Source organism: Clostridium sp. ATCC BAA-442, assembly GCF_964239415.1.
GTDB classification, from domain to species: Bacteria; Bacillota; Clostridia; order Oscillospirales; family Oscillospiraceae; genus Flavonifractor; species Flavonifractor plautii.
In genome coordinates, this window is the sequence record NZ_CAXSQB010000011.1 from 61,250 (window position 1) to 73,482 (window position 12,233).

Sequence of the window (12,233 nt, forward strand, 5' to 3'; positions counted from 1 at the left end):
CCCCCCCTCTGTCTCAATTTTGATCAAACGGGCCCGCCTGATGGGCGGAATCCGCCCGCAGGCGCTCCAGCGCCTGGGCAAAGCTGCCCGAAACCACCAGCTCTACCCGGCGGGCCAGCTCCGCCGGCTCTCCCTTCATGCCGGTGCGGATCCAGTCCAGAACCAGCCCCACAAAGGCGTACTTGTAGAAGTCGGCCAGAAAGGCCTTGTCCTCCTCCCGCACCTCTCCCCGGGGGTCCAGCTCCTCCACCACGCCCATGAGCAGGCCGTGGGTGACCTGAAAGAGAAAGGTCTCCACCTGCTCCCGGCGGACGGAGCGGTAGACGTTGAGGATAAAGGGCCTGTTGTCGATCAGCCCGTCCAGAATCCGGCGGAACCCCTCCTGCCAGGTGGTATAGGTGCGCTTGCCGTCCAGTATCCGCCGGGCGTCCTCCTGGCAGGCCCACTCCACCAGGTCGTAGATGTCCCGGAAGTGGTAGTAGAAGGTCATGCGGTTGATGCCGCAGTCCTCGGCGATGTCGGTCACGGTGATCTTGTCCAGCGGCCGCTCCAGCAGCAGCTTCTTGAGGGAGGCCTCCAGGGCCCGCTTGGTCACCTGGCTCATGGCTCACCTCTGGTCCAGCGGCACAAAGGCGCGCATGGGGGCCACCGCCTTGTAGGCCGGGCGGATGATGCGGTTGGCAGGCTGGCAGACCTCCTCGATGCGGTGGGCGCACCAGCCCACCATCCGGGCCACGGCGAACAGGGGGGTGTAGAGCTCCATGGGTATGCCCATCATCTTGTAAACCAGTCCGGAGAAGAGATCCACGTTGGCGCACACCACCTTCTCCTCCCCCTTGACGGAGCGCAGCACCTCGGGGGTGAGGCGCTCCACCCGCTCAAAGAGCTCAAACTCGTCCAGCATGCCCTTGGTCTCGGCCAGACTGCGGGCAAACCGCTTGAGGAGGACGGCCCGGGGGTCGGACAGGGTGTAGATGGCGTGGCCCATGCCGTAGATGAGGCCCGAGCGGTCTCCCGCCTCCTTCCGCAGCAGGCGGCCCAGGTAGTCCCGCACCGCGTCGTCGTCCGTCCAGTCGGACACCTCGGCCTCAATGTGGCCGAACATCTCCATGACCTTCTTGTTGGCGCCGCCGTGGCGGGGGCCCTTCAGGGAGCCCACCGCCGCCGCGATGGAGGAATAGATGTCGGTGCCGGAGGAGGAGAGCACCCGGCAGGCAAAGGCGGAGTTGTTGCCGCCGCCGTGCTCGGCGTGGAGCACCAGGCACAGATCCAGCAGCCGGGCCTCCTCGTCGGTGTACCGGTTGTCGTGGCGCACGGAGTAGAGGAAGTTCTGGGCCACGCTCAGCCCCTCCTGGGGCCGGTGGAGGTAGAGGGACTCGTTGTCGTAGTAGTGCCGCTTGGCCGCGAAGGCGTGGGCCACGATCACCGGCACGCGGGCAATGAGCTCCACCGCCTGCCGGAGCTGGTTGGGCAGGGACATGTCATCGGGCCGCCCGTCATAGGAATAGAGGGCCAGCACCGAGCGGGCCAGCTTATTCATCACATCGGGGCTGGGGGCCTTGAGGATCATGTCCTCGGTGAACATGGGAGGCAGGGCCCGGTGGGCGGAGAGCAGTCCCTCGAAGGCGGTGAGCTGGGCCCGGGTGGGCAGGGCGCCGAAGAGAAGCAGGTAGGCGGTCTCCTCAAAGCCGAAGCGGCCCTCACTGACAAAGCCGTTGATCAGCTCCTCCACGTCGATACCACGGTACACCAGCTTGCCGGGGGCGGGAATCCGCTCGCCGTCCTGGACGTAATAGCCCATGACGTTGCCGATCTGGGTCACCCCGGCCATGACGCCGGTGCCGTCGGCGTTGCGCAGGCCCCGCTTGACGCGGTAGCGCTCATAAAAGGCCGGGTCGATCTGGTTATGCTTCTGGTACTCCGCGCATAGACTTTCAATAAAGTCGGCGGAGGCGTCCCTGACCGCATGGTCCATATGCAACAGCTCCTCTGTCTGGTTTCATTTGTCCCATATTGTATTCTCTTTTCATCAAACAGTCAATCTGAAAAAAGCAAGGACGGGCGAAATCTGAATGATGCTGAAACAAAACTTGCAAAAAGGAGGGGGCGGAGGGGGAATGAAGCAGGTGGTGGCCACCGCCCTGGTGCTGCTGCTCACCCTGTTTCTGTTGCCGCTGCTCCTGCTGGGGGAGGAGCCGCTTGCCGGGCCGTCCCAGCCCCCCGCCGCCACCGGCACCCTGCCCATCGACCGCACCGTGGTCACCCCCGGCCAGACGGCGGACGGCCGGGTACAGGTGCGGGTGGCCCTGGGGGACGGGGAGGTGCTCACCCTGCCGCTGGACAAGTACCTGTGGCGGGTGGTGGCGGCGGAGATGCCCGCCTCCTTTGAGCCGGAGGCCCTCAAGGCCCAGACGGTGGCCGCCCGCACCTACACCCTCTCCAAGATGGAGCGCACCGTGGAGGCCCACCCGGACGCCGACGTGTGCACCGACATCACCTGCTGCCAGGCCTACATCGACCCGGCGGACGCCGCCGCCAACTGGGGGGAGAACGCCCAGACCTACACCGACAAGATCGCCGCCGCCGTGGCGGATACCGACGGCATGGCGGCCCTCTTCCAGGGCCAGCCCATCCAGGCGGTGTTCTTCTCCTCCGCCGCCGGAAGGACGGTGGACGCGGTGGAGGTGTGGGGTAACGCGGTGCCCTACCTCACCAGCGTGGACAGCCCCGAGGGGGACGAGGTGCCCAACTACCACTCCACCGTCACGGTGCCCCTGGACGAGTTCAAAAGCAAGCTGCTGGCCCAGTACCCGCAGGCCGATCTGTCCGGCGAGCCGGCGGGCTGGTTTGCCAACCTTGTCCCCAATTCCGCCGGCGGGGTGGAGACGGTGGACATCGGCGGCGTCACCGTGGGCGGTGGAAGCCTGCGCACCCTGTTCGGCCTGCGCTCCACCAGCTTCACGGTCTCCGCCTCGGCGGATGGGGCCACCTTCTCCGTCACCGGCTACGGCCACGGCGTGGGCATGAGCCAGTACGGCGCCAACGCCCTGGCCAAGGAGGGGAAGAGCTACGACGAGATTTTGAAGTGGTATTACACCGGCATCGACGTGGCCCCCTATACGCCCCAGAGGTGACAGGCGGCCCCGGCGGCACACATGCCGCCGGGGCCGCTGCGTCAGAAAGAGAGGCCGCGGGCTTCCTCATAGGCGGTGAGCCACGGGGGGCTGTTGGCGGAGTCGTAGCCGGTGGGGAGGATGCCGGCGCTGCCGACAAAGCTGCCGCCGGCGTCATAGACGTATTCCATATAGCCGTAGTCCTCAAGGATGCCGCCGATCACGATGTCGTGGGCGGAGCCGTCGGAGGCGGTATAGGAATAGACATACGGCTCCGCCTCCGAGAATTGCCCGGTGATGTCGAGCTCCTCCCCGGTTTCTGTGGTGAAATAGACGTTGCCGCCGCGCACAGTGAGGAGATCAGGCTCCTCCCTTACCGGAAAGCACACGTGCTCCTGGGATGGTGCAACCGTTGCTCCGGCGTCCGGTTCGTTCCAGTTTACGCTGTCGGTTGATGTAAACGCTCCGCCGGAGAGCAGCGGGATGGAGCCCAGCGCGCCGGAGGCGGCCAGGGCGCCCGCAGTGAGGGCGGCGGCCACAGCAGCGGCGGCGACGAGGATGCGGATGGGGCGTCTGGGTTTGGTGGTCATGGCAGTTACCTCCGATTCGGTATGGGAGCAGCGGGAGGCCAGGGCGCGCCGCTGCTCCTCCACCCGGTTGAGGGGGGGGCAGGTCTGGGCCAGGACTTGCTCAAAAGTCCTCTGATAGAGCTTCTTCATAGCCGAGTCCCTCCAGCTTCTTCCTGAGTTGTTGTTTGGCCCGGTAGAGCCGGGCGGAGAGCGCCGGGGCGGTGGTGCGGAACTGGCGGGCCAGCTCGGCCACCGTGAACCCCTCGTAATAGCGCAGGTGGAGCAGGGCCCGGCTGTCGGGGGACAGCGCCCCCAGGGCGGCAAATAGGCCGGCCTCCTCCGGCGTCTCGAAGGTCAGCCGCTCCAGGGCCGTGTCGTCGTTCTCCCGCCGCCTGCGCCAGGGGGAGGTAAGCAGATTACGGCAGCGGTTGACCGCCACCCGGGCCAGCCAGGGGCGCTCCTTCCCTGGGGCAGGGGGCTTCTCCAGCAGGGTGAGAAACACCTCCTGGCACACATCCTCCGCGTCCTGAGGCGAGCGGGTATAGCTGAGGGCCAGGCCGTACACCATGGGGCGGTATTGGTCGAACAGGGGAAGAAATTCCGCTTCGGTCATCCAGGAGCCTCCCTTCGTCGTTTGTGGCCACATCAATAAAGACGGCGGGGCGGGGGCGGATCTGACGGCCCCGGCGGGATTTTTCGGGAAAACCGCATTGTAAACCGGCCCGTCCTTTGTTATAATACCATATTGGGACGGAGCGCACCGCCCGATCCCTAATCTGTTGTAAAGTGAGAGATCGCACATGAACACACGCTATGACGTTGCCATCATCGGCTGCGGCGAGGCCGGCATCTTCGCGGGCTATGAGCTGATGCACCGCAACCCGGGCCTCAAGGTGGTTACCCTGGATCAGGGGGCCGACATCTATACCCGGAGCTGCCCCATCGTGGCGGGCAAGGTGAAGGAGTGCATCCACTGCAAGGTGTGTGACACCATGTGCGGCTTCGGCGGGGCGGGCGCCTTTTCCGACGGCAAGTACAATTTCACCACCGCCTTCGGCGGCTGGCTCACCGACTTCATGCCCAAGCGGGAGGTCATGGAGCTCATCGACTACGTGGACTCCATCAACATGAAGCACGGGGCCACCGACCAGGTGTTCTCCACCGAGACCCCCGCCGCCCAGGCTCTGGAGAAGAGGGCCCTGGAGTTCGACCTCCACCTGCTCCAGGCCCGGTGCAAGCACCTGGGCACCGAGAACAACCTGAAGATTCTCCAGAGCATCTATGAGGAGGTGCGCCAGGGCGTCGAGTTCCGGTTCCACACCGCCGTCACCAAAATTGAGAACCTGGGGAAGGAGGGCTACCGCCTCATCACCGACAAGGGGGACGAGGTGGACTGCACCTGGCTCATCGCCGGCCCCGGCCGCTCCGGCGCGGAGTGGTTCTCCAACCAGTGCAAGGAGCTGGGCATCCAGCTCATCAACAACCAGGTGGACATCGGCGTGCGGGTGGAGCTGCCCGCCAAGGTGTTCGAGCACATCACCGACGTGGTGTACGAGTCCAAGCTGGTCTACCGCACCAAGCAGTACGGCGACCAGGTGCGCACCTTCTGCATGAACCCCTACGGCCACGTAGTGGCCGAGAACGTGGAGGGCATCAACACCGTCAACGGCCACTCCTACTCCGATCCCAAGCTGCGCAGCGAGAACACCAACTTCGCCCTGCTGGTGTCCAACCGCTTCACCTCCCCCTTCAACGAGCCCTACCGCTACGGCAAGCACATCGCCTCCCTGAGCAACATGCTGGCTGGCGGCGTGCTGGTGCAGCGCTTCGGCGATCTGGTCAGCGGCATCCGCACCAACGAGCACCGCATGAGCAAGTCCTTCGTCCACCCCACCCTCACCGCCGCCGTGCCCGGCGACCTGTCCCTGGCCCTGCCCAAGCGGCAGCTGGACGACATCATTGAGATGATCTACCAGCTCGACAAGCTGGCCCCCGGCACCGCCAACTACGACACCCTGCTCTACGGCGCGGAGGTGAAGTTCTACTCCGCCCGGCTGGCCCTGTCAAACGAGCTGGAGACCGCCCTGCCCGGCTTCTTCGCCGTGGGCGACGGCGCGGGCGTGACCCGCGGCCTGGCCCAGGCGGGCGCGTCGGGCGTAAAGGTGGCCCAGGTGATTTCGGAGCGGCTGAAGTAAGCCCCGCCGGCACCCACCCGATTCGGAGTGCCTGAAATAAGTGTGCGTTCAAGTGCGGCGCCCTCCCCTGCGGGGGAGAGCGCCGCCTTTCTGCACCCCTCTGCCGCCGGCGCATAGAATGGCCTGAACGGAAACAGACAGGGGGACGGGTATATGGACGACCGGATACAGGAGCTGCTGGAGCGGGCGCGGGAGACCGCCGCCACCGCCGGGGAGTACGCCGGACAGATGGTGGACACGGCCCGGCTGCGGGGAAGGCTGTTCGCCCTTCGGACGGACATCAACGGCCTGCTCCATACGGCGGGGCGGCTGGTGTACGACGCTCACCGGGGCAGCACGGGCGGAGAGGACGCGCTGGAGCAGGTGTTCTCGGAGCTGGACCACAAGGAGGCCGCGGCGGCCGAGCTGCGGAGCCGGCTCGAGCGCCTCCGGCAGGAGAAGCCGCTCTAGCCGCGGGGAGGCGGGACCCGGACGGGTCCCGCTTTTTTGCGGCTTTTTCGGAAAGGGGGCGGGAAGTTGCCCTTTTTCATTGCTTTTTTGGCGGGCGGGGTGTAAAATACCATGTAATCCTTGCGGCCGCAGCGCTTGCGGCGAACCGTCAGACCGTATTTCGGGCCCGTCCGGGCCGCTTATTACAAATAAGGAGGACAAGCTTTATGAACTACACGTTTGCCCAATACCAGGAGAGCGCGGACTACATCCGCAGCCAGATCGGCGGCTTTGCCCCCAAGGTGGCCATGATCCTGGGTTCCGGCCTGGGCTACATGGGCGATATTGTGGAAAACCCCATTGCCGTGCCTTATCAGAATATCCCCCATTTCAAGGTGTCCACCGCCCCCGGCCACAAGGGTCAGCTGGTGTTCGGCACCCTGGAGGGGCAGAAGGTGGCTGTTATGCAGGGCCGTATGCACCACTACGAGGGCTACTCCTATGAGGAGGTGTCCTACGCGGTGCGGGTGCTCCGCCTGCTGGGCTGCGATACCCTGATCGTCACCAACGCCGCCGGCTGCGTCAACCTGGACTGGAAGGCGGGCGATCTGATGCTTATTGCAGACCACATCAAGTTCTTCATGGAGTCCCCCCTGCGGGGTGAGAACCTGCCCGAGTTCGGCGTGCGCTTCCCCGACGCCTCCCACCTCTACACCCCCGCCCTGCGGGAGATGGCCCGCCAGACCGCCAGGGAGCTGGGCATCGGGCTGCGGGAGGGCGTCTACATGTACTTCCCCGGCCCCCAGTACGAGACTCCGGCGGAGGTGCGGGCCGCCCGGGTGCTGGGCGCCGACGCAGCGGGCATGTCCACCGCGCCGGAGGTCATCACCGCCGGCCACTGTGGCATGCGGGTGCTGGGCTTTACCCTCCTGTCCAACATGGGCGCCGGTATTCTGGACCAGCCCCTCTCCGAGCAGGAGGTGCTGGATGCGGCGGCGGCCTGCCGGGACAAGTTCTCCCGCCTCGTGCTGGCCTGCCTGAAAAAGATTGACTAAAAGGAGCCTGCCATGTCTATTCTGATCCATAACTGCACCGCCGTCCTCATGGACGAGGCGGGCACCGTCCTCCCCAACGCCTATGTGGTGGTGGAGGGGACGAAGATCCGCTCCGTCAGCACCCAGCGCCCCTGGGGCTCCTTTGAGGAGCAGATCGACGGCCGGGGCAACGTGCTCATGCCCGGCTTTGTCAACGCCCACAGCCACGTGCCCATGACCGCCATGCGGGGCTACGGCGACGGCAACAACCTCCAGGACTGGCTGCACAACTACATCTTCCCGGTGGAGGCCCGCTGGGACGACCGGGCCATCCGGGCCTGTACCGACCTGGGCCTGGCGGAGATGATCGCCTCCGGCGTCACCACCATCGCGGACATGTATGGCCACACCGACGCGGTGGCCCAGGAGGTGGCGGCCTCCGGCATCAGCGCCAACCTGTGCTGCGGCGGCGTGCAGTTCACCGACACCTTCGACCCCGCCACCCACCACGACTGTGTGGTGCAGCGGGAGCTGACCGAGAAGTGGCACGGCTACAACGACGGGCAGATTTTGGTGGACGCCTCGATCCACGGCGAGTACACCTCCCACCACCCGCTCTGGCAGTGGATGGCGGACTACGCCCGGGAGCACGGCCTGGGTATGCACGTGCACATCTCCGAGACCCGCACCGAGCATGCCGAGTGCCTGGCCCGCCACGGCAAGACTCCCATTCAGGTGCTCAACGACTACGGCGTGTGGGACGTGCGGGCCATCGCCGCCCACTGCGTCTGGACCACCCCGGAGGACTGGTCCGTTATGGCGTCCAAGGGGGTTTCGGCCATCCACAATCCCATGAGCAACCTCAAGCTGGGCAGCGGCATCGCCCCCGTCCCCGCCATGGGCAAGGCCGGTGTCAACGTGTGCCTGGGCACCGACGGCGTGTCCTCCAACAACTGCACCGACTTCTTCGGGGACATGAAGCTGGCCGCCATTCTCCACAACGGGGCCAACTGCGACCCCCTGGCCCTGCTGCCCATCGACGCCCTGCGCATGGCCACCGTCAACGGCGGCAAGGCCCTGGGTCGGCTCACTGGCCGGATTGAGGGGGGCTACGACGCCGACCTCATTCTGGTGGATTTCTCCCACCTGAACCTCACCCCCTGCCACAGCGTGATTTCCAACCTGGCATATGCCGCCCACGGCAGCGACGTGTGCATGAATATGGCCCGCGGAAAGGTCATATACAGAGATGGGGACTTCCTCACCATCGACATTGACCGGGTGAAGCGGGAAGTGGCGGACTACGCCCTGCCCCTGCTGTTTGAAACGAAATAAGGGGGCCTAGCATTGTCCAATCAGCAAAAAAAGAATACCTTTTACGGCGCGGCCGCTATCCTGACGGTGAGCACCATTCTGGTCAAGATTATCGGCGCCATCTTCAAGATCCCGCTTATCGCCATACTGCCCGAGGAGGCCTACGGCGATTTCAACGGCGCGTATAACATCTACTCCTTCTTCCTCACCATCTCCACGGCGGGCCTGCCTGTTGCCTTGTCCAAGACGGTGTCGGAGTGCCATACTCTGGGCCGGGAGAACCAGAAGCACCGGGTCTTCCGGGTGGCATTCTGTGCGTTCCTGTTCATGGGGCTGTTCAGCTTCCTCTGCATGTCAGTGTTCGGACAACTGGTAGCAACCTATATCATTGGCAATGAGAAAGCCGTGTTCTGCGTGTGGGCGCTGGCGCCGGCGGTGCTGTGCACCTGCTGCTGCTCCGCCTTCCGGGGCTATGCCCAGGGGCACATGAACATGATGCCCACCGCGATCTCCCAGATCATTGAGGCGCTGTGCAAGCTCTTCCTGGGTTTGGGCCTTGCCATGGTGATCATGAGCCTGACCCTCTGGCCGGAGGACATCCGCAACCGGCTGGCGGCCTCCGGCGCCCTCATCGGCGTCTCCTTCGGCAGCGTGCTGTCGGTGATCTATCTGGCCTTCAACCACTTCCGTACCCGCCGGGGCAGCGCCGCCCGGGCCGCCGACCAGCCCGACCGGAGCCGGGTGGTGCTGGCCCGGCTGCTCAAGCTGGCCATTCCCATCACCCTCAGTTCATGCTCCATGTCCCTGGTGACTATCATCGACACCAACCTGGTGAACAATCAGCTCCAGAATGTGTTTACCGCCATCCAGGGCGGTATGACCGGCATCAGCAACAGTTTTCTGGATATCTTTCCCAAGGCTGTGGAGATCTTTCAGAACAATACGGATGCCTGGCAGCAAGCCCTGCTGACAGACCCGGCCACCAAGCTGGACCCGATCCTGGACTCTGCCCGCAGCCTCTACGGCACCTACAGTAAGACCATGAGCGTCTACAACCTGCCCTTTAACCTGATGATCCCCCTGACGGCCTGCATCGTCCCCGGCATCTCCGCCTGCCTGGCCCGGAGCGACCGGCTGGGAGCCAAGCGGATTACCGAGTCCGCCATGCGGGTGGCCGCCCTCATTGCCCTGCCCTGCGGCTTCGGTCTGCTGGCTCTGGGCGGCCCTATTATGGAACTCATCGCCCTGGGCAATGTGGATACGGCCATCGCCGGTCCCATCCTGTCCATCCTGGGGATTGCCTCCATTTTTGTCTGCTTCCAGTTGGTGGGCACCGCGATCCTCCAGGCCAACGGCATAGTGAATCTGCCCATCATTACGGTTATTATCGGCGGCGTCACTAAGATTCTGGTCAACTACACCCTGGTGGGTAATCCCAAAATCATGATCTTCGGCGCGCCGGTGGGCACTCTGAGCTGCTTTGCGGTGATCTCCATTCTCAACCTGCTCATCATCAAGCGGTGCGTGCCCAATCCGCCCCGCTATCTGGTGGCGCTGTCCAAGCCGCTGGCGGCCTCCGTGGTAATGGCTGCCGCCGCATGGGGAAGCCATGGGCTGCTCGCCCGCGTCCTGAACGGCAGTCTGACCCGGGATATGGCGGCCACCGCCGGAGCGATCCTGGTGGGCGTGGTGGTATATGTAATTTTAGTCCTGGCTCTGCGTACCCTGACCCGGGAGGACCTGGAAATGATGCCCGGGGGCAAAAAGCTGGCTAAAATTCTGCATATCCAGTAAGTTTTTTGGAAAAAGAGGTTGCAGGAGGCCTTGAAATATGGTAGATTTTCAGTATAAGGATTCTTACGGCGTCAAGGACTTGGAGGAGATTGTCCGCCTCTTGCGGGCGCCCGGCGGGTGCCCCTGGGACGCGGAGCAGACCCACCAGTCCATCCGCCGCAATTTCCTGGAGGAGGCCTATGAGGCCGTGGAGGCCATCGACGAGGGTAGCCCCGAGCACCTGAAGGAGGAGTTGGGCGACGTGTTGCTCCAGGTGGTGTTCCACGCCCTTATGGAGCAGGAGGCCGGTCGCTTCGATCTGGACGCCGTGGCCGACGGCATCTGCAAAAAGCTCATCTTCCGCCACCCCCACGTCTTTGGGGAGGTGTCGGTCTCCGGCACCGGCGAGGTTCTCTCCAACTGGGAGGAGCTCAAGCGGAAGGAAAAGGGGCAGGCCACCAATACCGACGCGCTGGAGGCCGTGGCCCGCTCCCTGCCCGCCCTGTGGCGGGCCGAGAAGGTGCAGAAAAAGGCGAAAAAGGCGGGCTTCGACTGGCCGGACGTGTCCGGCGCCCTGGACAAGCTGTCTGAGGAGCTGGAGGAGCTGAAGACCGCCGTGGCCGAGGGCACCAATGTGGAGGAGGAGCTGGGCGATCTGCTCTTCTCCGCCGTCAACGTCTCCCGTTTCGTGAAGGTGGACACCGAGGAGGCCCTCAACGGGGCCACCGACAAGTTCATCGGCCGCTTCCGCAAGGTGGAAGAGGAGGCCGCCCGGCAGGGCCGCGCCCTGGAGGGCATGAGCTTGGCGGAATTGGACAAGCTATGGGAGCACGCAAAAGAGACTTAAGGGCGGGTTCGCCTTAAGTATAATCAGACTGGGGTGATTCCCCCAGTAAACACAGGAGGAGTTATCGATATGAATAAGGCTGAACTGATCAATGCGGCCGCCGAGAAGGCCGGCCTGTCCAAGAAGGATACCGAGACCGCCATCAACGCGGCCATTGAGGTCATTTCCGACTGCCTGGCCGAGGGCGACAAGGTTCAACTGGTGGGCTTCGGTGCCTTTGAGGTGAAGAGCCGCGCCGAGCGCATCGGCCGCAACCCCAAGACCAAGGAGAGCATCAAGATCCCCGCCTCCAAGGTGCCCGTGTTCAAGCCCGGCAAGGCGCTGAAGGACATCGTCGCGAAGTAAGTCAGAAGCGCGGAGGGTAGGCGCATAGGGGAGCTAAGAGGACATGGAGGCGAAAAAACAGGCCGGGCGAAGCCCGGCGGCATTTTTCGCGGAATGGCCGCTTAGCGACCCGGCCATGCGCCCAACCCGCAGCGTGACAGGAAGCGCGGAGGCGCACGGAGCAGCCGCACAGCGAGCCCCGCAGACGAAAAAGCAGTTGCGCCGCAGGCGCAAGGTGTTTTTCACGGAGGGGTAAGCAGTGTGGCGTCGCGCAGCCGCCGCAGCGTGACAGCGTCAGCCCAAGCTTTGGATCATTCGCTTCCGGGCAAGCCCGAACGCTCATTCCCGCCGCTGGGCCTCCTTTTCCCCACGCGAACCGCTTCGCTGGGTTCGCGCGGGGGCCACGAAGGTGGGGAGCGCCCTGCGCCGTAGGGGCGGGTGCCCACCCCCGCCCGCGGGCCGATGAGGGCATCGGCCCCTACGCGCGGAAGAGGAGTGGGTGCCCAGGAGGCCCTTTCGCCGCAGGCGGCGCCTCGGCCTCATCTTCCCACCGAACCCGCGGCGAGGGCCCTGAAAGGGGACGTACCCCGTGTTGTAGGGGCGGGGCTTGTCCCCGCCCGCGGGGGGGGGGGGGG

Annotated in this window: 12 protein-coding genes; 8 read left to right on the top strand and 4 right to left on the bottom strand. The window is 64.8% G+C overall.

Features of this window, described 5'->3' with window-relative positions; all coding sequences use genetic code 11:
* Positions 1 to 13 precede the first annotated feature (13 nt).
* Together ACESY8_RS06990 and ACESY8_RS06995 are read right to left on the bottom strand one after the other, a co-directional pair.
* Positions 14 to 604, bottom strand: a complete 591-nt coding sequence (locus ACESY8_RS06990; RefSeq protein WP_007490175.1) for a TetR/AcrR family transcriptional regulator — start codon at positions 602 to 604, stop codon at positions 14 to 16.
* Positions 605 to 607: 3 nt separating this feature from the next.
* Complete coding sequence (locus ACESY8_RS06995; protein WP_007490176.1) at positions 608 to 1,975, bottom strand: citrate/2-methylcitrate synthase; 1,368 nt, start codon at positions 1,973 to 1,975, stop codon at positions 608 to 610.
* A gap of 142 nt (positions 1,976 to 2,117) precedes the next feature.
* On the opposite strand from ACESY8_RS06995, the gene spoIID reads away from it, so the two are divergent.
* Complete coding sequence (spoIID, locus tag ACESY8_RS07000) at positions 2,118 to 3,134, top strand: stage II sporulation protein D (protein ID WP_434307857.1); 1,017 nt, start codon at positions 2,118 to 2,120, stop codon at positions 3,132 to 3,134.
* 41 nt (positions 3,135 to 3,175) lie between these two features.
* On the opposite strand, the gene ACESY8_RS07005 is transcribed toward spoIID, so the two are convergent.
* Together ACESY8_RS07005 and ACESY8_RS07010 are read right to left on the bottom strand one after the other, a co-directional pair.
* Positions 3,176 to 3,832: a hypothetical protein gene (locus ACESY8_RS07005; RefSeq protein ID WP_055179400.1), complete on the bottom strand. Its 657-nt coding sequence runs from the start codon at positions 3,830 to 3,832 to the stop codon at positions 3,176 to 3,178.
* Positions 3,804 to 4,295 carry an RNA polymerase sigma factor gene (locus ACESY8_RS07010; protein ID WP_054339441.1) on the bottom strand — a complete coding sequence of 164 codons (492 nt, stop codon included), beginning with the start codon at positions 4,293 to 4,295 and terminating at the stop codon, positions 3,804 to 3,806. Before ACESY8_RS07010 ends, ACESY8_RS07005 begins: the two co-directional genes overlap by 29 nt.
* A gap of 187 nt (positions 4,296 to 4,482) precedes the next feature.
* On the opposite strand from ACESY8_RS07010, the gene ACESY8_RS07015 reads away from it, so the two are divergent.
* The 7 genes from ACESY8_RS07015 to ACESY8_RS07045 all read left to right on the top strand — a co-directional run bounded on the left by ACESY8_RS07015 (position 4,483) and on the right by ACESY8_RS07045 (position 11,619).
* Entirely contained in the window at positions 4,483 to 5,877 is a 1,395-nt protein-coding gene (locus ACESY8_RS07015; RefSeq protein WP_434307858.1) for an NAD(P)/FAD-dependent oxidoreductase, read from the top strand.
* 153 nt (positions 5,878 to 6,030) lie between these two features.
* Positions 6,031 to 6,327 carry a hypothetical protein gene (locus ACESY8_RS07020; protein ID WP_009257433.1) on the top strand — a complete coding sequence of 99 codons (297 nt, stop codon included), beginning with the start codon at positions 6,031 to 6,033 and terminating at the stop codon, positions 6,325 to 6,327.
* Between the two features lie 206 nt (positions 6,328 to 6,533).
* Positions 6,534 to 7,361: a purine-nucleoside phosphorylase gene (locus tag ACESY8_RS07025; RefSeq protein WP_021630470.1), complete on the top strand. Its 828-nt coding sequence runs from the start codon at positions 6,534 to 6,536 to the stop codon at positions 7,359 to 7,361.
* Between the two features lie 12 nt (positions 7,362 to 7,373).
* Positions 7,374 to 8,675, top strand: coding sequence for an amidohydrolase family protein (locus tag ACESY8_RS07030; protein ID WP_021630469.1), 1,302 nt, complete (start codon positions 7,374 to 7,376; stop codon positions 8,673 to 8,675).
* Positions 8,676 to 8,687: 12 nt separating this feature from the next.
* Positions 8,688 to 10,448 (top strand): putative polysaccharide biosynthesis protein, encoded by a 1,761-nt coding sequence (locus ACESY8_RS07035; RefSeq protein WP_021630468.1) that lies wholly within the window; start codon positions 8,688 to 8,690, stop codon positions 10,446 to 10,448.
* 37 nt (positions 10,449 to 10,485) lie between these two features.
* The gene (mazG, locus tag ACESY8_RS07040; protein ID WP_009257436.1) at positions 10,486 to 11,274 is read left to right on the top strand and encodes a nucleoside triphosphate pyrophosphohydrolase; all 789 of its coding nucleotides are present in this window, start codon (positions 10,486 to 10,488) and stop codon (positions 11,272 to 11,274) included.
* A gap of 69 nt (positions 11,275 to 11,343) precedes the next feature.
* A complete protein-coding gene (locus ACESY8_RS07045) occupies positions 11,344 to 11,619 on the top strand; it encodes a non-specific DNA-binding protein Hbs (protein WP_007493719.1) in 276 nt (91 codons plus the stop codon).
* The last annotated feature ends 614 nt before the right edge of the window (positions 11,620 to 12,233 follow it).

Coding starts and splice junctions, on each gene's coding strand:
- ACESY8_RS06990 (WP_007490175.1), bottom strand. CDS start 604: ATGAGCCAGGTGACCAAGCGGGCCCTGGAGGCCTCCCTCAAGAAGCTG.
- ACESY8_RS06995 (WP_007490176.1), bottom strand. CDS start 1,975: ATGGACCATGCGGTCAGGGACGCCTCCGCCGACTTTATTGAAAGTCTA.
- spoIID (WP_434307857.1), top strand. CDS start 2,118: ATGAAGCAGGTGGTGGCCACCGCCCTGGTGCTGCTGCTCACCCTGTTT.
- ACESY8_RS07005 (WP_055179400.1), bottom strand. CDS start 3,832: ATGAAGAAGCTCTATCAGAGGACTTTTGAGCAAGTCCTGGCCCAGACC.
- ACESY8_RS07010 (WP_054339441.1), bottom strand. CDS start 4,295: ATGACCGAAGCGGAATTTCTTCCCCTGTTCGACCAATACCGCCCCATG.
- ACESY8_RS07015 (WP_434307858.1), top strand. CDS start 4,483: ATGAACACACGCTATGACGTTGCCATCATCGGCTGCGGCGAGGCCGGC.
- ACESY8_RS07020 (WP_009257433.1), top strand. CDS start 6,031: ATGGACGACCGGATACAGGAGCTGCTGGAGCGGGCGCGGGAGACCGCC.
- ACESY8_RS07025 (WP_021630470.1), top strand. CDS start 6,534: ATGAACTACACGTTTGCCCAATACCAGGAGAGCGCGGACTACATCCGC.
- ACESY8_RS07030 (WP_021630469.1), top strand. CDS start 7,374: ATGTCTATTCTGATCCATAACTGCACCGCCGTCCTCATGGACGAGGCG.
- mazG (WP_009257436.1), top strand. CDS start 10,486: ATGGTAGATTTTCAGTATAAGGATTCTTACGGCGTCAAGGACTTGGAG.
- ACESY8_RS07045 (WP_007493719.1), top strand. CDS start 11,344: ATGAATAAGGCTGAACTGATCAATGCGGCCGCCGAGAAGGCCGGCCTG.